Source organism: Enterobacter sp. 22499 (assembly GCF_052044815.1).
GTDB classification, from domain to species: domain Bacteria; phylum Pseudomonadota; class Gammaproteobacteria; order Enterobacterales; family Enterobacteriaceae; genus Enterobacter; species Enterobacter bugandensis.
On the sequence record NZ_JBQENR010000001.1, the window covers coordinates 63,729 to 89,052 of the forward strand.

General features: G+C 58.4%; 25 protein-coding genes. 4 read left to right on the forward strand and 21 right to left on the reverse strand.

Translation table 11 applies throughout. The annotated features are described in order from the left end of the window. Position 1 precedes the first annotated feature (1 nt). The 7 genes from ACTJI7_RS00295 to ACTJI7_RS00325 form a co-directional block, all read right to left on the reverse strand. A complete protein-coding gene (locus ACTJI7_RS00295) occupies positions 2-1,093 on the reverse strand; it encodes an alkylhydroperoxidase domain protein (protein ID WP_063154180.1) in 1,092 nt (363 codons plus the stop codon). A gap of 10 nt (positions 1,094-1,103) precedes the next feature. Next, a complete protein-coding gene (locus ACTJI7_RS00300) occupies positions 1,104-2,093 on the reverse strand; it encodes a putative FMN-dependent luciferase-like monooxygenase (protein ID WP_248222606.1) in 990 nt (329 codons plus the stop codon). Then, entirely contained in the window at positions 2,090-3,697 is a 1,608-nt protein-coding gene (locus ACTJI7_RS00305; protein WP_063154175.1) for a dipeptide ABC transporter ATP-binding protein, read from the reverse strand. The genes ACTJI7_RS00300 and ACTJI7_RS00305 overlap by 4 nt, the downstream gene beginning before the upstream one ends. Further along, positions 3,694-4,545: an ABC transporter permease gene (locus ACTJI7_RS00310; RefSeq protein WP_248222608.1), complete on the reverse strand. Its 852-nt coding sequence runs from the start codon at positions 4,543-4,545 to the stop codon at positions 3,694-3,696. Before ACTJI7_RS00310 ends, ACTJI7_RS00305 begins: the two co-directional genes overlap by 4 nt. Further along, positions 4,542-5,486 (reverse strand): ABC transporter permease, encoded by a 945-nt coding sequence (locus ACTJI7_RS00315; protein WP_045260582.1) that lies wholly within the window; start codon positions 5,484-5,486, stop codon positions 4,542-4,544. The genes ACTJI7_RS00310 and ACTJI7_RS00315 overlap by 4 nt, the downstream gene beginning before the upstream one ends. A gap of 10 nt (positions 5,487-5,496) precedes the next feature. Then, complete coding sequence (locus ACTJI7_RS00320; RefSeq protein ID WP_063154171.1) at positions 5,497-7,116, reverse strand: TIGR04028 family ABC transporter substrate-binding protein; 1,620 nt, start codon at positions 7,114-7,116, stop codon at positions 5,497-5,499. Between the two features lie 140 nt (positions 7,117-7,256). Next, positions 7,257-8,459, reverse strand: coding sequence for an NAD(P)/FAD-dependent oxidoreductase (locus tag ACTJI7_RS00325; RefSeq protein WP_048960008.1), 1,203 nt, complete (start codon positions 8,457-8,459; stop codon positions 7,257-7,259). Positions 8,460-8,589: 130 nt separating this feature from the next. Between ACTJI7_RS00325 and ACTJI7_RS00330 the strand changes: the two genes are divergently transcribed. Continuing rightward, complete coding sequence (locus tag ACTJI7_RS00330) at positions 8,590-9,096, forward strand: RrF2 family transcriptional regulator (protein WP_028013240.1); 507 nt, start codon at positions 8,590-8,592, stop codon at positions 9,094-9,096. A 43-nt stretch (positions 9,097-9,139) separates the two neighbouring features. On the opposite strand, the gene adhP is transcribed toward ACTJI7_RS00330, so the two are convergent. The 8 genes from adhP to ACTJI7_RS00370 form a co-directional block, all read right to left on the reverse strand. Next, positions 9,140-10,150 carry an alcohol dehydrogenase AdhP gene (gene adhP, locus ACTJI7_RS00335; RefSeq protein WP_063154169.1) on the reverse strand — a complete coding sequence of 337 codons (1,011 nt, stop codon included), beginning with the start codon at positions 10,148-10,150 and terminating at the stop codon, positions 9,140-9,142. Positions 10,151-10,346: 196 nt separating this feature from the next. Then, the gene (locus ACTJI7_RS00340) at positions 10,347-12,059 is read right to left on the reverse strand and encodes an ATP-binding cassette domain-containing protein (protein ID WP_440669461.1); all 1,713 of its coding nucleotides are present in this window, start codon (positions 12,057-12,059) and stop codon (positions 10,347-10,349) included. A gap of 523 nt (positions 12,060-12,582) precedes the next feature. Continuing rightward, on the reverse strand, positions 12,583-13,065 hold the full coding sequence (locus ACTJI7_RS00345) for a DUF2778 domain-containing protein (RefSeq protein ID WP_071993720.1): 483 nt from the start codon (positions 13,063-13,065) through the stop codon (positions 12,583-12,585). Further along, positions 13,062-13,547 (reverse strand): Hcp family type VI secretion system effector, encoded by a 486-nt coding sequence (locus tag ACTJI7_RS00350; RefSeq protein WP_041909869.1) that lies wholly within the window; start codon positions 13,545-13,547, stop codon positions 13,062-13,064. The genes ACTJI7_RS00345 and ACTJI7_RS00350 overlap by 4 nt, the downstream gene beginning before the upstream one ends. A gap of 248 nt (positions 13,548-13,795) precedes the next feature. Next, positions 13,796-15,493: an NAD-dependent malic enzyme gene (locus ACTJI7_RS00355; protein WP_028013235.1), complete on the reverse strand. Its 1,698-nt coding sequence runs from the start codon at positions 15,491-15,493 to the stop codon at positions 13,796-13,798. Between the two features lie 176 nt (positions 15,494-15,669). Next, positions 15,670-15,807 (reverse strand): stationary-phase-induced ribosome-associated protein, encoded by a 138-nt coding sequence (gene sra, locus ACTJI7_RS00360; protein ID WP_008501714.1) that lies wholly within the window; start codon positions 15,805-15,807, stop codon positions 15,670-15,672. Between the two features lie 95 nt (positions 15,808-15,902). After that, positions 15,903-16,118 carry a biofilm-dependent modulation protein gene (gene bdm, locus ACTJI7_RS00365; RefSeq protein WP_023335793.1) on the reverse strand — a complete coding sequence of 72 codons (216 nt, stop codon included), beginning with the start codon at positions 16,116-16,118 and terminating at the stop codon, positions 15,903-15,905. Positions 16,119-16,350: 232 nt separating this feature from the next. Then, the gene (locus ACTJI7_RS00370) at positions 16,351-17,202 is read right to left on the reverse strand and encodes a Vmh family MBL fold metallo-hydrolase (protein ID WP_193051996.1); all 852 of its coding nucleotides are present in this window, start codon (positions 17,200-17,202) and stop codon (positions 16,351-16,353) included. A gap of 110 nt (positions 17,203-17,312) precedes the next feature. On the opposite strand from ACTJI7_RS00370, the gene ACTJI7_RS00375 reads away from it, so the two are divergent. After that, positions 17,313-18,188 (forward strand): LysR family transcriptional regulator, encoded by an 876-nt coding sequence (locus ACTJI7_RS00375; protein ID WP_047365094.1) that lies wholly within the window; start codon positions 17,313-17,315, stop codon positions 18,186-18,188. A 7-nt stretch (positions 18,189-18,195) separates the two neighbouring features. Here the strand turns inward: ACTJI7_RS00375 and ACTJI7_RS00380 are convergent, their stop codons facing one another. Further along, on the reverse strand, positions 18,196-19,155 hold the full coding sequence (locus ACTJI7_RS00380) for a hypothetical protein (RefSeq protein ID WP_193030707.1): 960 nt from the start codon (positions 19,153-19,155) through the stop codon (positions 18,196-18,198). A gap of 115 nt (positions 19,156-19,270) precedes the next feature. Between ACTJI7_RS00380 and ACTJI7_RS00385 the strand changes: the two genes are divergently transcribed. After that, positions 19,271-19,699 (forward strand): OsmC family protein, encoded by a 429-nt coding sequence (locus ACTJI7_RS00385; RefSeq protein ID WP_028013230.1) that lies wholly within the window; start codon positions 19,271-19,273, stop codon positions 19,697-19,699. Positions 19,700-19,722: 23 nt separating this feature from the next. On the opposite strand, the gene ACTJI7_RS00390 is transcribed toward ACTJI7_RS00385, so the two are convergent. Beyond that, positions 19,723-20,628 carry a LysR substrate-binding domain-containing protein gene (locus ACTJI7_RS00390; protein ID WP_440669464.1) on the reverse strand — a complete coding sequence of 302 codons (906 nt, stop codon included), beginning with the start codon at positions 20,626-20,628 and terminating at the stop codon, positions 19,723-19,725. Between the two features lie 112 nt (positions 20,629-20,740). On the opposite strand from ACTJI7_RS00390, the gene ACTJI7_RS00395 reads away from it, so the two are divergent. Continuing rightward, a complete protein-coding gene (locus ACTJI7_RS00395) occupies positions 20,741-21,490 on the forward strand; it encodes an SDR family NAD(P)-dependent oxidoreductase (protein ID WP_047368601.1) in 750 nt (249 codons plus the stop codon). On the opposite strand, the gene ACTJI7_RS00400 is transcribed toward ACTJI7_RS00395, so the two are convergent. The 4 genes from ACTJI7_RS00400 to ACTJI7_RS00415 are packed head-to-tail and all read right to left on the reverse strand — an operon-like array spanning position 21,487 to position 25,307. Next, on the reverse strand, positions 21,487-22,416 hold the full coding sequence (locus ACTJI7_RS00400) for an oligopeptide/dipeptide ABC transporter ATP-binding protein (RefSeq protein ID WP_047368600.1): 930 nt from the start codon (positions 22,414-22,416) through the stop codon (positions 21,487-21,489). The two genes, ACTJI7_RS00395 and ACTJI7_RS00400, sit on opposite strands and share 4 nt — an antisense overlap. Continuing rightward, the gene (locus ACTJI7_RS00405; protein WP_440669467.1) at positions 22,409-23,395 is read right to left on the reverse strand and encodes an ABC transporter ATP-binding protein; all 987 of its coding nucleotides are present in this window, start codon (positions 23,393-23,395) and stop codon (positions 22,409-22,411) included. The genes ACTJI7_RS00400 and ACTJI7_RS00405 overlap by 8 nt, the downstream gene beginning before the upstream one ends. Beyond that, positions 23,395-24,288, reverse strand: a complete 894-nt coding sequence (ddpC, locus tag ACTJI7_RS00410; RefSeq protein WP_041909883.1) for a D,D-dipeptide ABC transporter permease — start codon at positions 24,286-24,288, stop codon at positions 23,395-23,397. Before ddpC ends, ACTJI7_RS00405 begins: the two co-directional genes overlap by 1 nt. Next, positions 24,285-25,307: an ABC transporter permease gene (locus tag ACTJI7_RS00415; protein WP_041909885.1), complete on the reverse strand. Its 1,023-nt coding sequence runs from the start codon at positions 25,305-25,307 to the stop codon at positions 24,285-24,287. Before ACTJI7_RS00415 ends, ddpC begins: the two co-directional genes overlap by 4 nt. Between the last annotated feature and the right edge of the window lie 17 nt (positions 25,308-25,324).

The window sequence follows — 25,324 nt, forward strand, 5'->3', positions numbered from 1 at the left end:
TTCAGGCAAGCCAGGGCTCACCCAGCGTCAGCATCAGGCGGTTGGCCCAGGCGAAGAACGCAGCGGACTGCACCAGGTCCAGCTGGGCTAAGGTGTCCAGCCCCTCTTTTTCCAGAGCGGCGAGGTGCAGCGGCGTGGCGGCAGGCGGGGTAACCGACAGCGCTGCCGCAAAATTAATTTCCGCCTGCCAGCGCGCAGATTGCCCCTCGCTCAGGGAGCGTCCCGGACGCACGGCCAGCAGGGCCTCTACCGCCGCGTCATCCTTTGACAGCTGGCTGGCTTTGCGCGCATGGACAGAGGCGCAGTAGATGCAGCCGTTAATTTTACTGGTTACCGTTGCGGCCAGCTCGCGCTCGGCGCGCGGCAATCCCCCCGGCGTATAAAAAATTCCTTTATCCGTTAGCGTGCGCTGTTCAAGCACCGGCAGGTTGCGCCCCAGCAGGCGGAAGTAGTCGGAATCGGTATGGCCAAATTTTGCCAGAACGGCAACCTCGTCATCATGGAAGTCCGCCAGCGGTTTGGCGTCGATCCACGGCTCCCAGCCCAGCTCCTGCTGGGTGAACGCGACGGGAGCCGTCTTCCCGGAGACCGTGGTTGCGGTTGTATGCCAGATGCCTGCCGCCACCGGCGCATCGCTTGCCACCACCGGCTTGTCATTTAGCAGCCGCAGCCCGGCGACGAGTCGGCTCTGAAAGCTGACAAACGCAACAAGCTGCGCCAGGGTAACAATGCCTTCCTTGCTCCAGCCCGCCCGGGTCAGCGCCGTCAACGCGGACGGCGTGGCTTCGACGGGAGAGAACGTCAGCAGGCGCGCGAAGTGCAGCGCAGGGGTCAGGCGTTCGGATGTTGGGTCGGCCAGGCCAAACCCCGCATAGTGCGCGGCCAGCGCCTCCGCGTTGTGCCACCTGGCGACTTTTGCCGCGACGGCGAAGCGCTCGTCGAGCGCAAAATCGCTATCCTGCTGGGTAAATAAGATTTCGTAGCTGCCCTGTGCGTGGCGCGTGGCGGCATCCCGCGTGGCGCGCGCCAATGCCAGAGGGGAACCGGGTTTAATTTCCGCCAGCTCGGCGAGAATGTCCTTACTTAATGACATAGGTATCTCCTCAACGTATATAGGGGGCAATATGTTCGGCGATCAGTTCGATGGATCGCAGCGTGTCGCGATGGGTAGGCTCAACCGAATGGACCTGGAATGAGATGTCCGTGGCGCGCCTGAGAACGGAATCAGCCTGCAGCGAATGCAGCACCGTCTCTGGCGAACCGATATGGGCGTCGAACTGGTGACGAAAATCTGTGACAGTGTCACCTTTAATCGCATGTCCGGCAGCGCGATGTTGCTGGGCCTGCCTGGTGAGACCCGGCGTGGCGACCTTCAGCGCGTAGTCATCGCTGTCGGCGACGAATGCCGTACGGGAGGCCAGAATGCGCGGTGCGATACCGGCGGGCAGTGCCTCAAGGTAGGCATCCACAATCGGGTTCTGGATCGCGTCGAGCGTCAAATCCAACTGGTCTGCCGGGCGCGGCTGCGTGCGGGAGAGCATCAAACCGTGTCCGGCCCGCGCGGCGCGAACGGCACCGTCGACGGAAAAGGTGGCAATCCAGATCCGTTCAGCCAGCTGTGGCGCTGGCGGATAAAGGTGATTATCCGGATGGGTGAGCGAATCCCCGCGCCAGGCGCTCTGGATCACATGCAAATGGTCAGCAAAGGCCGCGCCGCGCTGTTCAAACGTCAGTCCGAACGGCAGGAAAGAGGTCGGCGTGCCGCCCGAGCCAAAACCGACTTCGAGACGACCATCGGCGAGTAAATCCAGCACCGCCGCATCTTCCGCCACGCGCAGCGGGTTTTCCATCGGCAGGGTAATGATGGCCGTCCCCAGCCGAATGGTTTCGGTATGCGCCGCAACGTGGGCCAGGAACAGCAGCGGCGACGGCAGGCCGCCTTCACTTTCGTGGAAGTGGTGCTGGGCAATCCAGGCGCTGTCAAAACCGTGGCGTTCGGCGTGGCGGATCTGTTCGGTTGCCAGACGATAGCGCTCCTTTGGCGTGGCGTCGTCAAGCAGGCGGGTGAAAAATCCCAGTCGTTTTCGCGTCATGCGAACTCCTCCGTAGCGGGTGAAAAATGGGGAATGGCGGCAATCAGCTCGCGGGTATAGTCGTTCTGTGGTGACGTGAATAAGGTCTCGACGTCACCGTGTTCGACCACCTCACCGCTGCGCAGCACCGTGACGCTGTGGGCGATCCGGCGGACGGTAGAGAGATCGTGCGTGATAAAGAGGTAGGTCAATCCCAGTTGCTGCTGCAGCTGCTGAAGCAGTGCCAGAATCTGCGCTTGTACGGTGACGTCCAGCGCGGAGGTGGCCTCGTCCAGCACCAGAATAGTCGGCTCCAGGATCAGCGCCCGGGCGATGGCTACGCGCTGGCGCTGCCCGCCTGAAAGCTCCCTTGCGGTGCGGGTCAGGAGTTCAACGGGCAGGGCAACCCGCTGCGCCACGGTCTCTACACGGACCTTTCGCTCCGCCTTGCTGAGGCGAGCAAAGTTCTTCAGCGGCTCTTCGATGATGTCAAACAGGGTTTGACGCGGGTCGAGAGAGGCGAACGGGTTCTGGTAGACAAACTGGATCTTCTGGCGCAGCTGGCGGCGGGCCTCGCGGCTGAGGTCGGTGGCATCAATATCATCAATAATGACCTGTCCGCTGTCCGCCTGTTCAAAACCCAGCAAAATACGGGCGAGGGTGGTTTTCCCGGAGCCGGATTCCCCGACCAGCGTATGCGTGCTGCCGCGCCTGACGTCAAACGTCACCCGATCCAGCGCCTGAAGGTGATGACCTTTGCCCAGCGAGAACCGTTTGCTGATGGCGCGGGCGCGAATGGCCGGTGACGCCAGCGGAAGGCCAGCTACCGGGGCGATGGTCAGGCGCTGGCCCAGGAGATCGCTCAACAGCTGGCGGGTGTAGGCGTGCTGCGGGGTGCGGACAATGTCGGCGGTGTCGCCGTGCTCCTGAACCTCACCGTTGCGAAACACCAGCAGCCTGTCCGCGCGCTGCGCGGCCAGCGCCAGATCGTGAGTGACAAACAGAACCGCAGTACCCGATTCCCGGCGCAGGATATCCAGCAGATCGAGAATGCGTTTTTGCACCGTCACGTCCAGCGCGCTGGTGGGCTCATCGGCAACGATCACGTCCGGGCGCAGGGCAATGGCGATGGCAATCAGCACGCGCTGTTTCATCCCGCCGGAGAGCTGATGCGGATACTGCTTCATGCGCTTTTCGGGGTGGCTCAGTCCGACCTTTGTCAGCAGGGTGAGCACCTGCTCGTCGCGCTGGAGTGCCGTTACCTTTTGGTGCTGCTGAATAATTTCCCCGACCTGTACGCCGATCGTCTTCACCGGGTTGAGTGAATTACCCGGATCCTGCGGAACCAGGCTGATTCGCGCGCCGCGAAGGGTATCGAGACGCTTCGCTGACCACCGGCTAATCTCCTCGCCGTTGAGCACGATTTTCCCGGCATCGCGTCGGGCGTTATCCGCCAGCAGACCGATGATCGCCTGTGCTGTGGTTGTTTTGCCGGAGCCGGATTCGCCGACAAAGGCCAGCATTTCCCCCCGTCGGAGGGTGAAGCTGACGTTATGCACCACCTCGCGCCACTGGCGCGCGGTACGATAGCTGATGGTCAGGTTTTCTACCGAGAGTACGGTCATTTCAGGCCTCCGCTGAACTGCTGGCTGATACGGTTGGTGGCAAGCACGACGGCGATGACGACCACGCCGGGGAAGGTAGTTAACCACCAGGCGGTAGAGAGATAGTTACGACCTTCGGCAATCAATAAGCCCCATTCCGGAACAGGCGGCGGGGTGCCGTAGCCGAGAAAGCTCAGCGTGGAAAGCGCCAGAATGGCCTGACCAAACTGCAGCGTGGCAAAGGCGAGGACGGCGGTTAACGCGTTGGGCAGGATGTGTCGCCACAGGACCGCCAGGAACGTCCCGCCGCTGCCAAACGCCGCCTCGACATAATCCGTATGGCGGATGCGCACCACTTCACCCCGCGCGAGGCGGGCGAAGCTGGCGATGGAGGCCACGCCGACGGCAATGGCGGCGTTAACGGTGCCAAACCCGAGCAGAATAATGACCGTCAGCGAGAGCAGCAGAGACGGAATGGACAACAGCACGTCGACAAAACGCATCAGGAAAGACTCGACGCGTCCCGCGAACGCGCCGGCGATCACCCCCAGACCGGTGCCCACCACCAGCCCCATCGTGACGGCAGCGAGCGCTGCGCTCAGGGAATGGGACGCACCATACACAATGCGGGTGTAAACATCGCGGCCAAGCTGATCGGTGCCGAGCCAGTGGCCCGCCTGCGGTGCCAGACGTTGCGCTCCGGCGATGCCCTCAATCGGGCTGTATTGGGTTAACAGGCCGGGGGCTACGGCAGCAAAAATCGCGAGAATAATCACCGCCCACGCCAGCCACAGTCCCGGCTGCCACGCGACGCCCTGCCAGCCGGGAACGCGTTTTCGCGCGGCGGCAGCGTAATCGACCAGGCTCATGATGCACCTCCGGTAACGGTTTGCAGACGGGGATCCAGCAGCGGCATCAGCAGGTCCACCAGCAGATTGATCAGGACAAAGCCGAGAGCGGAAATCATGACCACCGCCTGAAGCACGGCGATGTCCTGGTTGTTCACCGCCTGCTGGGTCAGCTGCCCGAGCCCGCTGCGGCCAAATACGGTTTCGGTGATCAGCGCTCCGGCAATCAGTTCGCCCAGCAGCAGCCCGGCAATATTGAGTACCGGCAGCAGCGCGTTGCCGGTGACGTGGCGCCACAGGACGGCGGTTTCACTCAGTCCTTTGGCGCGGGCAACGGCGACAAACGGCTGCGTCGCCACCTGGTCCAGGCTGCGCATCAGAATTTGTGCCAGCGGGGCGGAGATCGGGATCGCGACGGTGACGATCGGCAGGATCAACCCCTGCAGCGGCGTCGGGTTAATCACCGGGATCAGCCGCAGCTGGAAAGAAAAGAGCTGGATAAGGGCAATCCCCAGCCAGAACGTGGGTAAGGAGATAAACAGGACCGGCAGAGACTGGAGGGTATTACTCAGCCAGCGCAGACCCGGCAGACGCGATGCAAAGGCCAGCGCAAACGCCAGCAGGACCGCGAGTACAAACGCGGGCAGGGCGAGGCTCAGGGTATCCGGCAGATTGCTGGCAATCAGCTCGCTGACCGGCACCCCGGCCTGTAACGAGTAGCCGAAATCTCCGCGCAGCATCGCCAGCAGCGTGTGGCCGTATTGCTGCCACAGCGGGCTGTCCGCGCCGTAGGCCACGCGCATCTCCTCGATTTGCGCCGGGCTTAGGCCCAGGTCCGGGTTCTGAAATTTAATCAGCACCGCGTCGCCAGGCAGCACCTGGAGCAACACGAACGAGAGGGTAAAGGCGGCCCACAGCACCAGCAGCCCGTGCCCAAGACGTTGAAGAAGTGCGTGGCGCATCGTCAGCTCCTCAGTGTTTCTCAATCCACGCGCCGTAGAACGACGGGCGGCCAACCGCTTCAAAATTGACGCCTTTTAGCCACGGCGCACCGGCAAAGACCTGCGGCTCCTCGAAAATCGGAATGACGTAGGCGTTATCCAGCAGGTAGCGCTGGGCATCGCCGGTCAGCTGCAGGCGTTTTTGCGGATCGACCTCTGAGGAGATATTAACCAGCAGCGCATTCAGCTTGTCGTCACGGAAGCTTTTGACCTTGTCGCTGGAGCCGCCTTTTTGCAGCAGCGCGTCGCGGTTAGCCGGGTAGAACATGCTTTTCACCACGTCCGGATCGGCGCGGCCCACTTCGGAGACGGTTAACGGGGTTTTCTGTGGATCAAGGTTATCCAGCGTGCGGCTGCCTGCATCACCGGCTTTCACGCTCAGCGCCACGCCCACCTGACGCCACTGCTGGGCAACCAACTGCAGCACCTCTTTATTTTGCGGCTGCGGCAGGGATTCATATACCGTCAGCGCCAGCCGCTGGCCGTCTTTGGCGCGGATCCCGTCGCTGCCCGCTTTCCAGCCCGCCTCGTCCAGCAGCTGGTTGGCTTTTGCCGGATCAAAGGTCAATTTGTCGCTGAGATCGATAAAGCCCGCGGCGGAATTGGCAATCACCGACTTCGCCTGCGGATAGTTGGCCGAGAAGAGGGTCTCGACCACCTGCTTTGCATTCGTGGCATGCAGCAGCGCCTGGCGCACGCGAATATCGGAGACCAGCGGGTTATCCGGGCGGAAGCTGATACTGTCGTTCACCCCGCGCGTTGGGGCAGCGTAGATTTTATAGCCCTGGTCTGTCGCCTGCTTTTCGTCATAGGCCTGCACCTGGCGAATAAAGTCGGCCTGACCTGCCAGCAGGGCGCCGACGCGCACGCTGTCTTCCTGGGTGACGATAAACTTGATGCCATCCAGATTGGCTGGACCCTGTTGCGTCAGGCTTTTGGGCCCCCACTGGTAGTCCTTACGGGCTTCGAGCGTCACTTCGCGGCCGAGCTTCTCGTCCTTCACCACAAACGGGCCGGAGCCGATGATATGCCGGGCGTCTCCCAGCTCTTCAAAGTTGCGCTTCAGCGTGCTGAGCGAGACCAGACCCGAGCCAATCGTGGCGGTGCCCTGCAGGAACCCCGGCGACGGTTTTTTGAAGTAGAACTTCACGGTCAGCGGGTCGACCACTTCGCTGCGATCGTAGTTATTGATCACTTCTGACACCGGCAGGCGCTGCGCCTTATTGCCCAAACCGTAGGTATCAAAGTTTTTTGCTACGGCGTTGGCGTCCAGCGGCGTGCCGTCGGAGAAAGTGATCCCCGGGCGAATTTTGAAGGTGTATTCGGTTTTATCGGCGTTGGTGGTCCAGCTTTCGGCCACCCACGGTTCGACCTGCAGCGTCTTTGGATTTTGCCACGTCAGTTTGTCGGTGATCTGGTTCAGAATGCCGCCGTTCGGGTAGAAGCCGCCGGCAGGCGGATAGAGGTTGGTGTGCGCCTGTTGTTCCAGATAAATCAGCGTGCCGCCTTTGACCGGCGCATCGGCGGACCAGGCTGCGGTTGTCGTCAGAATCAGCGCCGTCAGCAGCGGCAGACGAAATGGGGTTTGCATGGTGAATTCCTTTGTTATCTTCTTGTTAGCGTCGGATTCATCATCGGGCGCGGGGGAAAACAAGGGAACAAAGGAATTAAGATAAGGATTGCCGGAAACTGAAAATAAAAACGCCCCGTTAGCGGGGCGATGGCGGGGACCTAAACGAATTTCGCCAGCGGGTCGGCGGCGGCAAAGGCGACCGTTTTGTCTGCTAATGGCGGATAGATCAGCTCATTCGTGATGGCGATTTTGATCTTCTTCGCCTCGTCGCGGACGGATTTGACGGCCTGTTCCCAGCCCTCGGTATAGACCGCGCCCCACGCGCCTAAATCCAGACAGGTAACATAGTTCACCTGACGATAAGGGTAAGGAGTAACGTTCAGCAGGCTGGCGGCAGCGTTATGACCGGCAAATTTCCCTAGCTGGATCGCGTGCTGGCAGGTCATCAGCGCCGTGTTGCCCGCATCGTCTGTTTTGGCGTGAGCCATATCGCCGGTGGCATAGACGTCAGGATGTGCGGGGACCTGCAACGTTTCTGTCACAACCAGGCGGCCCTGGCTATCGCGTTCACCGCCTATCTGCAGGCTGAGAGGATTTGCCTCGACGCCTGCGGTCCAGACGACGGTCGCAGCAGCAATACGTTCACCGTTTTTCAGCGTTACGCCGTGAGCATCAATGGCTTCAACTTCACTCTTCAGCCGCCATTCAACGCCCAGCGCCTCACTCGCCTCTGCAATTGTTTTACGCAATGCGTCGCTATAACGGCCGCCAATGACTGGCCCTCTCTCAACTACGACTATTTTAATCTCCGTATTGTCACCAAAACGGGCACGCAGTCGGGCAGGTAGCTCCGTTGCCAGCTCGATGCCGGTAAAGCCGCCTCCGCAGACTACCACGGTGTTGCGCTCGGGCGTGGAGGGACGTAACGCCAGTGAATCAAGGTGGCGCTCAAATACCTGTGCGGATTCCAGCTGGTCGATGTCAAAGGCGTAGTCAGCCAGGCCGGCAATCGGTGGGCGTTTGGTCTGGCTGCCCGTAGCGAGGATCAGCCTATCGTAGGAAGCCGTAGCATGCGCGCCATTGGACATCCGGTATAAAACGGTTTTTGCCGTGGTATCAATTTGTTCCACGTGTCCGGCGATGAATGTGATATCAAGCTCGGCAAACAGGTCAGTCAACGGGGCGACCAGCGTTGAAACCTTCTCCTCATAGAAGCGTGGCCGAACGCGCAGTTCGGGTAAGGGGGCCAGAACCGCAATTTCCAGACTGTTATTACCCTGCTGCTCAGAGAGACGTGCCGCGCTCACGGCTGCCCACATACCCGCAAAACCACTGCCTACGATTAAAATCTGCTTTTTCATATTCGATCCTTTCTCCCGCCAGGCTTCATGCCTGACATAACTGCCACTATACTTGTCGGAGTTAACTCCGACAACTTCTTTCTGAGTTAAAAATCGTTATAATGCTCCGAACACTAATTCGGAGTTAACCATGGCGTTTTACAGTTCCGGTGTGGAATACGGCATTCACAGCCTGATGTGTATGGTGGATGCGAAGGGCAACGAGCGTGAGATGAGCGTCCGTGAGATGGCTGCCTTGCAGGGCGTGCCGTATGACTACCTCGGCAAAATCTTCACACGCCTGTCACGTGCCGGGCTGGTCATCAGTACGGAAGGCAAGGGCGGGGGCTTTAAGCTGGCGCGTCCGGCGGAGCTGATCAGCGTGCTGGATGTGGCGCATGCCATTGACGGCGAGAAAAACATGTTCGAATGTCGTGAAGTGCGCCAGCGGCTGGCCGTGTTTGATGAAGCACCGCCTGCCTGGGTCTGCGACGGCCCGTGCGGAGTACGTTCAGTCATGGATAGCGCGCAGCAGCGGATGGAAGAGGAGCTCGCGCGTCATACTATTCTCGACCTGGCGCGTAAAATGTACCGAAAAGCGCCGGACACCTTCCAGATTGAGGTTCAGGAGTGGATTTCAGTTCGTCGTTCGTCGTAGCAATGAGCCGGGTAAGGCGTAGCCACTACCCGGCAAAAGGTGTTTACGAGCGTAAGTCGATCACCATACGGCCACGGATCTGGCCCTGTTCCATCTCTTTAAAGATGGCGTTGATGTCCTCGATAGGACGCATCGTCACTTTCGGTACTACTTTGCCCTCGGCCGCAAACTGGAAGGCCTCCTGCAGATCCTGACGGGTGCCAACCAGCGAACCTACCACCTGAATACCGTCCAGCACCAGGCGCGGAATGTCCAGGCTCATCGCTTCCGGCGGCAGGCCAACGGCGACCACGCGGCCACCGGCACGCACGGCATCTACCGCCGAGTTGAAGGCCGCTTTTGCGACGGCGGTGACGACTGCGGCATGCGCGCCGCCGGTTTTTTCCTGCACAATCTTAGCGGCATCTTCGCTGCGGGAGTTGATGGTTAAATCTGCACCCATGCTCGCGGCCAGCTTCAGCTGTTCATCGTTAACGTCCAGGGCGATGACTTTGGCGTTAAAGACGTTTTTGGCGTACTGCAGCGCAAGGTTGCCCAGCCCGCCCAGACCGTAAATCGCAATCCACTGGCCCGGCTTAATACCCGACACCTTCACCGCTTTGTAGGTGGTCACGCCAGCGCAGGTAATGCTGCTGGCCGCCGCCGAATCCAGACCGTCCGGCACTTTTACCGCGTAATCCGCGGTGACGATGCACTCTTCCGCCATGCCGCCGTCAACGGAGTAACCGGCGTTTTTCACGTCACGGCACAGGGTTTCGTTGCCGGAATTACAGTATTCGCAGTGTCCGCAGCCTTCAAAGAACCAGGCCACGCTTGCGCGGTCGCCAACTTTCAGCGACGTCACGCCAGGGCCGACTTCTTTCACGATACCAATACCTTCATGGCCCAGGATTACCCCGGTTTTATCGCCAAAATCACCGTTCTTCACGTGGAGGTCGGTATGGCATACACCACAGCACTCCATTTTCAGCAGGGCTTCCCCATGCTTAAGCGGGCGTAAGGTTTTTTCAGTGACATTGACCTGATGATCCTGAGTAACAACAGCAGCCTTCATGTGTATCTCCTTGTTCATGATAAGAATCTGCATAGCAGGTGTAGTACCCCTTAAGGATTAATACATTAGCCTGGTAATGCAAGGCTGCGGCAACATAATGTCATCATCTGATTCGATTTCGGATTAAGAATACGGCGATCCTCTAATAATTAAGGGGGAAAATGCTGGCCCGGCGAGGTGCTCGCCGGGCGCAGATTTACAGCTGGGCTTCAATCTCCTCAATTTCTCTTCGCCATTGCGCCTGCAGCTGCGGCTTCTGATGTTTCGGCTTACGCGCCAGATCGTCTTCCAGGAGCGTTTCCAGCGCGATCAGCCGCTCCAGCAGATCGTCGTACGGCGAGGGTTGAACTTCCCCAGCGGTGACGACGGGCCCGGCGGATGTCCCCAGCCCTGCGCTTTCACGCAGCCGCTCAAACACGGATTCAGCATCGTGCCACTCGCTCAGCCAGCCGTCCTCAATCAGCCAGAAACGGTTACAGCTTTGGCTAATTAACTGGCGATCGTGGCTGACCAGCAGCACGCCGCCTTCGAACTGTTGCAGCGTTTCCGCCAGTGCCTCTTTGCCTTCCATGTCGAGATGGTTGGTGGGCTCATCCAGCATCAGCAGGCTGTAGCGGGCAAGCGTCAGCCCGACGAACAGCAGGCGAGAGCGCTCGCCGCCGCTGAGCGTGCTGACTTTTTGCCCGTGGCGCGCCCACGGGAACCCGGCGCTGATGAGCGCCATCTTCCTGTTTTGCGGGTCGGGAGCGAAAGGTGCCAGCGCGTCGAGCAGCGTGGCGTCATCCGGCAGCTGATGCAGCGTCTGGTCGTAGTAGCCCGGCGAGACGCGCGGATGGATTTTCAGCCCGCTGTCCGTCGGTTCATCCACAAAATGTCGCCAGATAAGCTTCATCAGCGACGATTTACCACAGCCGTTACGACCGACAATTGCTACGCGATCGCCGCTTTTCAGCCGCGCCGTTTCGATGTTAAACAGCGGCGGTAGCCCGGGCGCAGGCGGGACGCTTAGGTTTTCCATCTCCAGCAGACGGTCCGCCCGCAGCGCGTCGCCGCGCAGGGTTAGCGTCCATGGACTGCCCGCCGTGAGCGCGGTCTGGCTATCTTTGAGTCGTTCGACCTGTTTTTCCATCTGCTTGGCTTTGCGGGCCAGGTCTTCGTTGTCGTAAACCTTACCCCAGGTCGCCAGCCGCTTTGCGCTGGCGGTCACGCGGTCGATCTCCTTTTGCTCCGCCTTGTGGCGCTGCGCATCGCTTTCATCTTTTGCGTCCAGTGCCTGACGTGCCGCCGTGCAGGGAAGGGCAAAGTAGTGCAGCGTCTTATCACGCAGGATCCAGCTGCCGTTTGTGACGGCATCCAGCAGCTGCCTGTCGTGCGAAACCAGCACGAAGCTGCCTGACCAGTTCTGTAAAAAGTGTTCCAGCCAGAGCATGGTCGGCAAATCGAGGTGGTTGCTGGGTTCATCCAGCAGGAGCAGATCCGGCTCGTGAATCAACGCCCGCGCCAGCAGCAGGCGGGTGTGCTGTCCGCCGCTCAGGGTGGCCGATTGCAGCGTCATATCCTGCGGCGTGAAGCCCATGCTCGCCAGCAGCGTTTCAGCTTTCCAGCGCAGGCTGTCGTGCTCAGCTAAAGGCAGTTGCGCGAGTACGGCATCCAGCATGGTCAGCGGGAAAATGGCGTCCGGGAGATGTTGCTCCACGCGCGCCATCAGGCAGTGTCCGGCCAGCGCTACCGTTCCGGCGGCTGGGATATCTGTTCCGTCCAGCACCTTTAAAAGCGTACTTTTGCCGCAGCCGTTGTCGCCCAGCAGGCCGATGCGGTCGCCTTTTTTCAGCGTAAAGGAGAGTGAGTCGAAGAGCGTGCCAAACGCCGTATCAACGCGTAAAGATTGTGCAGTGAGTAAAGTGCTCATTGTTGCTTACCCAAGAGTTACAGGCATGTTTATGCCTCGTCAAACATCGCTGACGATAACTCAGTAAGCCCGAGAGAAGGGATTTCAGGGGTTGGTGTCTTCGCTCAAGCAGAAGTTATCGCAGCACGATACCGATAACGCTTGAGCTGGTGCGATCACCAAATGTATGTGAAACATTGAAAATTTCACGATACAGCATAATTAGCCTCCTTATATGTTATGAGTTTGTAGGTGACTATCACTATACAACGTTTTCCTGCATATACCAAACAGAGGGGCAGCAGTGCTGCCCAGAATTATTTTTTCCGTATAAGAACATACAGGGCTAGTGTGAGAACTGACGCACTGAATGCGGAAACACCTAAAAAAAGGTACAGAACGAAATCCATGATCAATTCGTCGCCATATATTTTAAAATGCTCCGCAAAAGAGTACTGCACTTCCGGTGGAATAACTTTATATAGTGTGAGTAACGAAAGAAACACTGCCGTACACCATAGCAGTGCCAGTAGTATCACTTTCATTAATAAACCTGCACAACGCCATGAGCAATCATATAGTTTCCCAGTTGCAGCCCTCCCGTTCGTAGCAAGGCTGATGCCAGAACCTTAAAATCGCTCTGACTGTAAAGCGTGATACATCCCTTACTTAATCCAGATGGTCCGATAGGGTGCAATCTGAATTCTCCTCGCCTTATACCGTTCACAAAAGTCTCATCATTTATCAATCCGTCATCGCGATATAAAGCAAACCACTCGCTCCGATTGGAACCCGTGAAAAATGCATTTACACTGTCCTTTGTTTGAGTATACCAACCACCTAATCCACGTAATAGTATGTAATATCGGCCCGGAGGGAGAGGGCCTATGTCGGGTAAAGACGCGCTTTCGGGACGATTTGTTGCATTGCCATTCCCCGAAAATGCTGGGAAAAAACCCACTCCGGGCACAGACAGTGTTGCGTACTTACCGCCGTTGAGGTGGAAATAGCATTGCAGGAGATTCATGAACGGTCATTCCATGAGTCTGCAAAGATGATATTACCGTCGCAATGTTGCCACGTGATTTTCTCATAACGCAGGGAAACATTTTCTAGATGATTATGTTTTTCCATTGCCGAGTTTTTTACGTCATGCATCAAGGGGCATATTGAGACAACTTTTACGTTCTCAAGGTACATGTTGAAGTATTCGACTTCCTGACCCGCGTCGTCGATCTTGTACCACTTAAACTCGGCACTTTTCAGCGTTTGGCCTTTTGCCACGGCCTTGTATAAGTAAGGGCTAGAACTGTCAAACTCCTTTTCAAATACCAGCGCACTATGAACGCGCGTACCCGTTATTTTTCCTGTCATGTTATCTGTTGGCAGATACAGTCCATGACCGAACCCTAATATCTCGATACTTCCCTCGCGATCTTGTACATCAACAGCGCCTTTGATATCTGCGCCGCCGTCATCTTTAAGCCAAAGGTAAGCCGGAATTGCCATTTCAAAACTCCTTTTTCAATTAATGAATTTAGTGATGCGGAACGTTACTAAACCTTTAAAAGAAACTGTTTAATAGGCAAAAAATGTTATGCAAAATATTTATATTTCAATGAGATATGAATTGTTGTCGGAATATTGATTTTTTAAATAATGGTCAGGGGAATACTGTAGAAGTGGCAAAGAAAATAAAGGGAGGAGGGTGTTCACGTTCCCTCTCCCTTTTGAGGAGAGGGAAGGGTCGGAGCTAATTAAATCGAGGTACGGCGATAGCTGCGGTATTCAGGCATCCAGAAGTTATCATCAATAGCCTGCTGCAGTGCGTCGGCAGAGGTTTTCACCGCCACGCCCTGCTGCTGCGCCATTTTACCCACCGCAAACGCGATAGCGCGCGACACCTTGTGAATGTCCTTCAGTTCCGGCAGCACCAGCCCTTCTCCGTTGTTGACCAGCGGCGAATAGCCCGCAAGGGTTTCGCTCGCTGACATCAGCATCTCATCGGTAATGCGGGACGCGCCGGAGGCGATCACGCCCAGACCAATGCCCGGGAAGATATAGGAGTTGTTGCACTGGGCGATCGGATAGGTTTTATCCTTCCACACCACCGGATCGAACGGGCTGCCGGTGGCAACCAGTGCGTTACCTTCGGTCCAGGCGATGATGTCCTGCGGCGTCGCTTCCACGCGGGAAGTCGGGTTAGACAGCGGCATCACGATAGGGCGCTCGCAATGCTTGTGCATCTCGCGAATAATCTCTTCGGTGAAGAGACCTGTTTGCCCGGAAACACCGATCAGAATATCCGGCTTCACGTTGCGCACCACGTCCAGCAGGGAGAGCACTTCGTTGTCGGTGTCCCAGTTCTTCAGGTTCTCGCGCTTCTGCACCAGCTTGGTCTGGAACGGCAGCAGGTTCGGCATACCGTCGGTCAGCAGGCCGAAACGGTCAACCATAAAGACGCGGGAGCGGGCCAGCTCTTCGCTTAAGCCTTCGCGCTGCGTCTGGGCAATAATCTGCTCGGCGATGCCGCAGCCCGCAGAGCCTGCGCCCAGGAAGACGATTTTCTGGTAGCTCAGCTGGCTGCCGGCCGCGCGGCTGGCGGCGATAAGCGTGCCCACGGTCACCGCTGCGGTGCCCTGGATGTCGTCGTTAAAGGAGCAGATCTCATCGCGATAGCGGTTCAGCAGCGGCATCGCGTTTTTCTGCGCAAAGTCTTCAAACTGCAGCAGAACGTCCGGCCAGCGGTGCTTCACGGCCTGGATGAAATCGTCGACAAACTGATAGTACTCGTCGTCGGTAATGCGCGGATGACGCCAGCCCATGTACAGCGGATCGTTCAACAGTTGCTGGTTGTTGGTGCCGACATCCAGCACCACCGGCAGGGTGTACGCCGGGCTGATGCCGCCGCAGGCGGTGTAGAGAGAGAGTTTACCGATTGGGATCCCCATCCCGCCAATGCCCTGGTCGCCGAGGCCGAGAATACGTTCCCCGTCCGTCACCACAATCACTTTAATATTGTGGTTCGGCACGTTCTGCAGAATGTCGTCCATGTTGTGACGGTTCTGATAAGAGATAAAGACGCCGCGTGAGCGACGGTAGATCTCAGAGAAGCGTTCGCACGCCGCACCCACCGTTGGGGTGTAGATCACCGGCATCATCTCTTCGAGATGGTTTTGCACCAGGCGATAGAAGAGGGTTTCGTTGGTGTCCTGGATGTTGCGCAGATAGATGTGTTTGTCGATCTCGGTTTTGAAGCCCTGATACTGGATCCACGCGCGCTCCGCCTGCTCTTCAATGGTTTCAACCACTTCCGGCAGCAGGCCAAGCAGGTTAAAGCTGCTGCGCTCTTCCATGCTGAAGGCGCTGCCTTTGTTGAGCAGGGGGAATTCGAGTAAAACCGGGCCGGCATAAGGGATATATAAGGAACGATGTTTTTTCAGTTTGTTGTCCATGTCACTCACTCTTTTTTTGAAGATCCGTCCCTGACACTGCTGTTTGTCATCTTTCTGGCCTGTGCTACGGGGTGCGGTCGGGCGGTATTATAAAGGAGCTAAATATTAATTACCGCAACACATAAACAAAAACACCATCGGTTTTGCCGATGGTGTTCTGGATCTCAGTCGGGAACTTACTTGCCCGCGTGGCGTTTTCTGCCGGTGGCGTGAGTGACTTGCGTTTCGTGGTCGCCTTCAATCACCACTTTACGCTGATTAGAAAGCTTGTAGTTCAGTCCCAGAATGTGGCGTGCCTGACGGTTCGATTTCATGTTAACTCCTCAATCCTGTTGATAGTTTTAAGGACCAGTTTGCTTTCGCAAACGAAATGTAACCCCTTAGGTTGCAGATCCAGCTTAGCAGGTTTTTACAAAGGTGCGTTTTGCCCGCTGACGACGTAGTTAATGGTCTGCTGGTAGATGTCACTGAGGATGTCATTATCCGTGGATTCCACCCACTTGGTCAGTTCCATTAAAATGTCATCTTCAGTCACAGCACCATGCTCGGCGTGAAGACCCTGCGCAATCGCGTTAACGAGCTCAGGTTGTGCTGCTGTGGTATTAGCCGGGTAATAAGTAAACATGCTGCCTCCGTGTCGTTGTCTGTTTATTGGTACGGCTCGCAAAAAATTTAATTCATAAACAGAATGGCAAATATTTCCCCGGTTGTGTCTCAGATTCATCTTAGAAATAAAAATGACATAAGTGCATGCTTTTATGCGCTTTTAAAACGGAGGGATATATTGGCGTGAGGCAGTGCGGATATTATGGCGGTGCTCCTGCTATCGCGGGAATATAGCAGGAGCCGTTTTTAAATTACCACTTCATTTCGCCGGTATTCACTTTGGCGCTTAATTCCAGAGAGCTCTCTTCGGCCAGGCCCGGATACTGTTTTTTCAGTGCACCGATGACGCCCGCAGAGTTTTTATGTGCCGACAACGCCTGTTCAAAATGCTGCAGATAGCCACGGGTAAAATCAATAGCCCCGGTTCCGGACGGTGGCGTGCCCAGGTAGTGGCCCGGTATCACGCGTTCCGGCCTGTGCGCGGCCATGTTGTCCAGGGTCTGCTGCCACTGCTGACGGCGAGCCGGCGTCTGGGTATCAGCCGTCCAGACGTGAATCCCCCAAGAGATCCCGGTGCCGCCGAGGATGGTTTTCACGGACGGGATCCACACATAGGCCGCATAGCTGTCCGGCTGCTCGATATCGACCTTTTCCCCGTCAATCATAAAGGTGGTGGAGGCGAGCACCTGCGGCACCACCAGTTCCGTTGGCGCGCCGTCTTTCATCTGCGGGCCCCAGAAGGCGAGCTTGGCGTCTTTGGTGGCCTTAATATGGTCAACCACCTGCTGCGTGGCCACCACTTTGGCATTCGGGAAGGCCTTCACCAGCGGCTGCAGGCCAAAATAGAAATCCGGATCGCCGGAGGTGATCACAATCTTATTCAGCGTTTTACCGCTGCGGCGAATTTTCTCTACCAGCGCTTCGCCATCCTTCACGCTGAACTGCGCGTCAAACAGCACCGCCTCTTTCGGGCCGGAAACGAGCGTGGAGGAGACCGCGAAAATGCCTTTTTCCTGCGGGTTATAGGTATCAATCGTCAACGGCGCAGCAAAAACGGCCGGAGCGAAAAGGGTGGAAAGCAGGGCAATATGAGTGAGTTTCATGCTGTTGTCTCTGTTGTTCAGGAATGTCTCTATTGTACGGATATTCTCATTTGCCAGAATTCCTGAAACAAGACATGCTTAGTTTCATAAATCGAGCAGATGGAGCTTATATGGATCGCGTTATTGCCGCTCAGGTCTATAACCGGATATGCGAGCTGGGAAGCCTGAGCGCGGCGGCCCGCGCGCTGGGCATTTCCCGGCCGATGGTGAGCCGTTACCTTGAACAAATGGAGAAGTGGGCGGGGACGCGGCTGGTAAACCGCTCCACGCGCAAGCTGACGCTGACGGCGGCAGGGGAAAAGGTGCTGCAAAAAACGCGGACGCTCTCGCAGATCTCGCAGGAAATCGAAGGTCAGTCGGAAAAAGATCTGCCGTCCGGCACGCTGCGGGTAGCCTGCGCGCACTTTACCGCCATGCACCTGATTGCGCCGGTCCTGCCCGGCCTGCTCTCGCGCTATCCGCAGCTGCGCATCGAGCTGGACGTGAACAACCATCCGGTCAGCCTGGTGGGAGAGCGCATTGACGTCGCCGTGCGCATTACCGATAACCCGGAGCCCGGCATGATCGCCCGCCGGCTGGGGGAGTGTCGATCGGTGCTCTGCGCCTCGCCGGCGTATCTGGCACAGCACGGCACGCCCGTCAGCCCCGAAGAACTGGCGCAGCATAACTGCCTGCACTACAGCTTTTTTGCGGGGCAGTCCTGGCACTTCCTGACGCCGGAAGGCGAAAGCCTGAGCGTGGCCGTCAGCGGCAACCTGAGCGCCAGTATCTCTTCACTGCTAATGAACGCGGCGATCGAGCACTGCGGCATCGCCATGCTGCCGGAGCGCGAAGCGCGCGCCGCGCTTGAGCAGGGATTACTGGTGCCGGTACTGGCGTCGCTGGAGCCGAAACCGCTTGCCATTCACGGCATTTATCAGTCACGGGAATACCAGCCTGCCGCGCTGCGCGTGTTTCTTGACGAACTGTCCCGCCACCTTGCCTGAGGGGCGATTATTTTGCCTTTAGCCAGGGAGAGGCCGTGCTCCAGAAAATAATATCGGCCCCGAGATAATTTTCGCCGAAGCGGACAAACTCGGCTTTGGTGAACGGTTTTCCGGTCTGAGGATCCTTATAGGTCAGAGTCGGCTCCTGAACCGCCATGGCGATGAGCGGCAGCGCCTGTTTATTTTTATGGAAGAAGGGATAGGCATTCTTCATGTGCGCCTTGCGGTTGGGCACAATGTCCGGCCCGCCCAGGCCGATATTGTTGGCGCTGGCATACGCAAAAAGACGCCCCATATAGTTGTGGTCGTTATCCCACTCGCACGGCCAGAAGTTCACGTACTGCACCACATGTGATTTCTGAAAAACCTTGCGCGCAAAGGCCAGATTTTCCATCTCACCCGCGAAATAGCTGTCGCAGGTGAAGCCCGCTGGCGGATTTTTCTCGTCAATATCAATCGCGGTTTCAGGCAGGTTTACGCCATATACCTCGCCATCAAAGCGTTTTGCGAGCGCTGCCAGCAGTGCCTGGTAGCGCTGGCGCACCGTGGGGTCCCACTGACGCGCTACCCATCCTGCGCCGACAGGCTTGCCCTCGCCGGGGTTATCAAACTGCGGCGCAATCCCGCCGCTGTATTGCTTATCGTGCATCAGATAGTCCGGAACGTAGCGGGCGTCCGGCTCAAAGAAACGATCCTGGATCTGAATAAAGAGTTTTTTCCGGGCGGCCTTAAGACGCGCCAGATCCTGCTCAATCCGCGAGAAGTCATAGCTGTCCTTCTCGGGTTCAAGCTGGCGCCAGTTGTACACGATCTGCACGCCGCCGATGTCGCCACGCGCAACCAGCGGGAACGCCGCGTCGAGATCGCCTGAGCTGGTATAGATATAGTTTTCCGGCGTTTTGGCCAGTGAAGAAAGAGAGAGAGCCAGCGTGGCTACCGCGACGGCCATCCTGATTTTTAGCGTCATATCATTATCCTTGTTGTCGGTACAGCAGGTGAAAGACACGGAATCGTCTGTGTTCCAGGGCGTGTCAGATGCGTAGTCTATACTTAACCCTTTGTAAGCCAAAAGGAGAGCAAGAATGACGATTCATAAGCACGGTTCGGCACACTGGTCTGGCGACATTAAGCGCGGGAAAGGAACGGTTTCCACCGAGAGCGGCGTTCTCAACCAACAGCCTTACGGCTTTAACACCCGCTTTGAGGGTGAAAAGGGGACCAACCCGGAAGAACTGATCGGCGCGGCACATGCGGCTTGTTTTTCCATGGCGCTGTCGCTGATGCTGGGTGAAGCGGGCTATACCGCTGATTCGATTGATACGACCGCGGACGTCTCTCTGGATAAAACCGACGGCGGCTTTGCCATCACTAAGGTTGCGCTGCAAAGTAAGGTCACCGTACCGGGCATTGCGCCACAGCAGTTTGACGGCATTATTCAGAAAGCCAAAGCGGGCTGTCCGGTGTCGCAGTTGCTCAAGGCCGAAATTACCCTGGACTATAAGCTTAACTAAATCACAGCCGGGTTTGCGCCCGGCTATCCCTTCAGCGCGGCGGGGAACACCTCCGCCAGCCAGGCGATAAACACCTTCAGTCTGTGCGTTAAATGCCGGTTCTGCGGGTAGACCACGTGAAACGGGTACGCGGCAGGCTGCCAGTCACCCAGAATCGCCACCAGCGCTCCCGCCTGCAAATAGGTCTTTGCTGAATACTCAAAGGTTTGAACGATCCCCAGACCCGCCGCGGCAGCCGCCAGATGAGCGTTACTTTCATTGACGCCGAGATAATGCGGAAGAGTGATTTCCAGCGCCTCGCCGTTCTGTCGGAAGCGAAACGGAAACGGCCGCCCGGTGACGGGAGAGAGATAACTAACAAGCTTGTGGCCGTTGCGCAGCTCCTGCGGATAGGCCGGAACGCCGTGGTTTTTAAGGTAACCCGGCGTCGCGCAGGTGACCATTTGAGCGTCACCGAGATGACGAGCGATAAGCGTTGAATCGTTCAGCGGGCCGCCGCGGATCACGCAGTCTACGTTACCGCTGATAAGATCGACCGGACGATCGGCCACGCCAAGATCGATACGGATATCCGGGTAGCGCTGCATAAAATCCGGCAGCAGGGGGATGAGCACGTCCCGTGCGGTGGAACCGCCCACGTCAACCCGCAAATGTCCCTTGGGCGTCGCGCCGGAAACGCGAAACGAGGTGTCGATATCTTCGATATCAATCAGCACCCGGCGCGCTTTTTCATAGTATTCCAGCCCTTCAGGCGTCGTGACCACCCGACGAGTCGTCCGGTGAAGGAGACGTATCGCCAGGTGCGCCTCAAGGGATTTAACCAGTTTGCTCAGCGTGGCGATCGGCATATTCAGCGAGTCCGCCGCGCGGGTAAAACTGCCGGATTCCACCACCCGCGTGAAGGCGCGCATCGCCATTAGCTGATCCATGATGACCTCTGATTATTTCCATAGGTGAATAGTCATTTTCATTTTTGCCCATTTTTCATAAATGTCGCAAGGGATAAAGTCTGTCCAACGCAAACACAAAAAGGTAAATGACATGAACACGACTCTCTCAGGAAAAATTGCACTGGTCACCGGCGGCAGCACCGGTATTGGTCTTGCCACGGCGCAGGAGCTGGCGGCACAGGGCGCGAAGGTGTACATCACCGGGCGTCGTCAGGCCGAACTTGACGCCGCGGTAGCAGAGATTGCTTCTGACGCAGTGGGCATTCGCGCGGACGTCTCTAAGCTTGCCGATCTGGATGCGGTTTATGCCCGGATAGCAAAAGAAGAAGGCCGTCTCGATATTCTGTTCGCCAATGCGGGTGGCGGCGATATGCTGCCGCTGGGCGCGATCACCGAAGAACAGTTTGACCGGATTTTTGGCACCAACGTTCGCGGGGTGCTGTTCACGGTGCAGAAGGCGCTGCCGCTGTTATCAACCGGCTCGTCGATCATTCTGACCGGCTCGACGGTGTCGATTAAGGGGACGGCCAACTTCAGCGTCTACAGCGCCAGTAAGGCCGCGGTGCGTAACTTTGCCCGCTCCTGGGCGCTGGATTTGCAGGGCCGTGGGATCCGCGTCAATGTCGTAAGCCCGGGCCCGATCAAAACGCCTGGTTTAGGGGATCTGGTGCCGGAAGAACACCGCCAGGGGCTGTACGACGCGCTGGCCGCGCAGGTGCCGCTCGGACGTTTAGGTGCGCCGGGCGAGGTGGGTAAAGCGGTGGCGTTTCTGGCCTCCGACGCGGCCAGCTTTATCAACGCCACCGAGCTGTTTGTGGACGGCGGGATGGCGCAAATTTAGCCCAGGCTGCGCCAGCAGCGAACGTGACGGCCCTCGCGAGAGGGCTGTAGCGGCTGAGGACGTTCGCACCCCTGCGCGGCCATCGGGCAGCGGTCGCGGAAAAAACAGCCTTCGGGCAGATGACGGTTGCCGGGAAGCTCCGTTTTGCGTAACGCCAGCGTTTCATCCAGCGGCTCTCCGGTGCGGGGAACCGAATCGAGCAGCAGGCGGGTATAGGGGTGGCGCGGCTCGCCAAGTACCTGCGCGGCGCTGCCCAGCTCCACAATCTGTCCGAGATACATCACCGCCACGCGGTCGCTCATGTGTCTGACCACCGAGACGTTATGCGAGATCAGTACGTAGGTCAGATTACGCTGCTGCTGTAGCGTCACCAGCAGGTTGAGGATTTGCGCCTGCACGGAGATATCCAGCGCGCTGGTGGGTTCATCGAGCACGATGATATCCGGGTCGGACGAAAGTGCCCGGGCGATGGCAATGCGCTGGCGCTGCCCGCCGGAGAAGGCGTGTGGAAGGCGGTCGAGATATTCCGGGCGAATGCCCACCTGCAGCGCCAGATCAGCCGCCAGCTGGCGGCGTTCGCGCTCGCTGCTGCGTTTTTGCACCCACACCGGCTCGGTAATGATGCGCCAGACCGGCAATCGCGGGTCGAGCGAGGAGAGCGGATCCTGAAACACCATCTGCATGCCGCCCGCGTGGTGCGCACGCTGGCATGCGCCGGTGCTGGGTTTAAGCATCCCCATCAGCAGCTGCGCCAGCGTGCTTTTCCCACAGCCGGATTCCCCGACAACGCCCAGCGTTTCGCCCCGACGGATCTGGAGATCCAGCCCGTTGAGCGCATGGACCCGTTCCGTCACGCGGCCCAGCCAGTTTTTGCGCGCCGCAAAGTTCACGTGCACGCTATCCAGTTCCAGCAGTACATCAGACATGGTGTTTCTCCCGTTGTGGATACCAGCAGGCAGCCTGTTGGCCCTCTGCGCCTTGGGGCTGCAGGCGCGGCGTTTCGCTGCATTTCGCCCCCGCGGCAAAGCAGCGCTCGCGGAACGCGCACCCCTGCGGAAGATGGCTGAGGTTGGGCACAGTGCCGGGGATGGCGGGAAGCAGATCGCGCGGCTGGCCGTTTTCCGGCGCGCACCGCAGCAGGCCGATAGAATAGGGATGCACAGGGCGGTGGATCAGCGTTTGCGTGGCACCGCTCTCTATCACGCTGCCCGCATACATTACGTACATTCTGTCACAGAGCTGGGACACTACGGCCATATCATGGCTGATAAACAGCACCGAGGTGCCGCTGGCCTTCGCCTTATGCTTCAGCAACCGCAGCACCTGGAGCTGAACGGTCACGTCCAGCGCGGTGGTCGGTTCGTCGGCGATGATCAGCTCCGGCTCGCAGGAGAAGGCAAGGGCGATCATCACCCGCTGGCGCATGCCGCCGGAGAGTTCAAACGGATAACGCGCCATGACCTCCTTCGCGTCCGGTATTTGCATCTCTTCCAGCAGGGCGATCGCCTTCTGCTGCGCCTCGCGCCGGGAAAGCGGCTGATGCTGGCGGATCACCTCCACCATCTGTTTGCCAATCCGCCGCGTCGGGTTGAGGGCGGTCATGGGCTCCTGAAAAATCATCGCCACTCTAGCGCCGCGCCACTGGCGAAGCTGTTTCTCGGACGCCGTCAGGACGTTTTCACCGAGTAATCTCACCTGACCGTGATGAATACGGTAGCTGCCCTCTGGCAGCAGGCGCATGGCGAGCATGGCGGTAACGGATTTGCCCGACCCTGATTCGCCCACCACGCCGACAATTTCGCCCCTGCCGATCTCCAGCGAAACGTGGTTCAGCGCATGAACCTCCCCGCGAAAAACCGGGAAGCTCAGGTGCAGGTCTTCAATATTGAGTACCGGTTCGGTCATTACTGTTTGCCTCCTGACTTCGGATCCAGCAGATCGCGGATACCGTCGCCAAACAGATTAAAGCCCACGGCGGTAATCAAAATTGCCGCACCGGGAAAGGCGCAGTACCACCACTGGTCCAGGACGTAGTTACGGCCCACGGCCACCATCGCGCCCCATTCGGCGGTGGGCTGCTGCGCGCCCAGGCCAATAAACCCCAGCGTGGCGGCCATCAGAATGGCGCTGCCGATATCCAGCGATGCCTGCACGATCAGTGGCGGCAGGGCGTTGCGCAGGATATGCCAGCGGATCAAATGCCAGCGGGAGGCGCCAAAGGTGCGGGCGGCCTGCACGTAGGTGAACTGACGCACCACCAGGGTTTGCCCGCGCGCCAGCCGCACGTAGAACGGTATGCGGACAATCGCAATCGCCAGCATGGCGTTAAACAGGCTCGGACCGAGCGCGGCGGCCAGCGCCATGGTCAGCACCAGAGAAGGAATGGAGAGCATAATGTCCATCACCCGCATGATGACGGCGTCGCCGCGCCCGCCCAGGACGCCGGACAAACAGCCCAGGAGCGAGCCAATGCCGCCCGCAATCACCACCACCGCCAGCCCGGCGGTAATCGACTGCTGGCTGCCCGTCAGCACGCGGCTGAACAGGTCGCGTCCCACCTCATCGGTGCCAAACCAGTGTTGCGCAGAAGGGGCCTGCAGGCGGGCGGTGAGATCCAGCGCGTTCGGGTCATGCGGCACTATCCACGGCGAGGTCACCATCAGCAAAAGCATCGCGATCATAATGACGCCGCCGACAATCGTGAGCGGGCTTTGGCGCAGCATCCAGAACAGCTTTGCCCAGTTGATGCGTTGTCTGGCGGTTTTCACCGGGACGGGTGTTTCCTGCGTTAACATCATTCGGCACCTCCGCGCCCGATTCGCGGGTCAATCCACAGGTAAAGCAGATCGACCACCAGATTAACCAGCACGTAGGCCAGCGAAACGACGACGGCAAAGCCCATCACCGCCGGGAAGTCCAGAGCCTGAATGGACGTCACCACCCAGGCGCCCATACCCGGCCAGGCAAAGACGGTTTCGGTCAGGACGGCGCCGTAAAGCAGGTCGCCCAGCGCCAGTCCGAGCACGGTAATGGACGGGATCATCGCATTCGGCAGGGCGTAGCGCAGGACGATGTACCAGCCGGGCAGCCCGCTGGCGCGTGCGGTGCGGATGTAGTCCTCGCTAAGCTGCTCCAGCATCGCCGAGCGCACCTGGCGCGCCACGATGCCCAGGTGAACAAACGCCAGCGTCAGCGAGGGTAAAATCAGGTGCTGCAGCGCGTTGAAAAAGACTTCACCGTTGCCTTCCAGCAGGGCGTCCAGCAGATAAAACCCGGTGACGTGCGTCGGCGGATCGAGCCAGTCGTCCAGCCTGCCGCCGCCCGGCAGAATCTGCAGATGCCCGTAGAACAGGACAATCACGCCCAGCCCAAGCCAGAATGCAGGCGTGGAAATCCCGGTCATCGCCATTAAACGCACCAGGTGATCCAGCCAGCGGTTGCGGTACACCGCCGACAAAATCCCCAGCGGCACGCCGATAACCAGCGCCAGCAGCAAAGAACAAAAGGCCAGCTCCAGCGTGGCGGGGAAAAAGGCCTTCAGGTCTTCCGCAACCGGGCGTCCGGTACGGATGGATGTGCCTAAATCACCGTGGGCCAGGGCGTCCACGTAGCGGCCAAACTGCACATACAGCGGCCGATCCAGCCCCAGCTGCTGGCGAATGTTCTGCACGATTTCGTCGCTGGCGCGATCGCCCGCCAGCAAACGCGCCGGGTCGCCGGGGATCATGTGTGAAATAATAAAGGTAATAATACAGACACCGGCCACCACCAGGAGTAACCCCCAGCAGCGCTGGCGCACGATGCTCCAGAACGTCATACGCTTTCCCCCGGCGA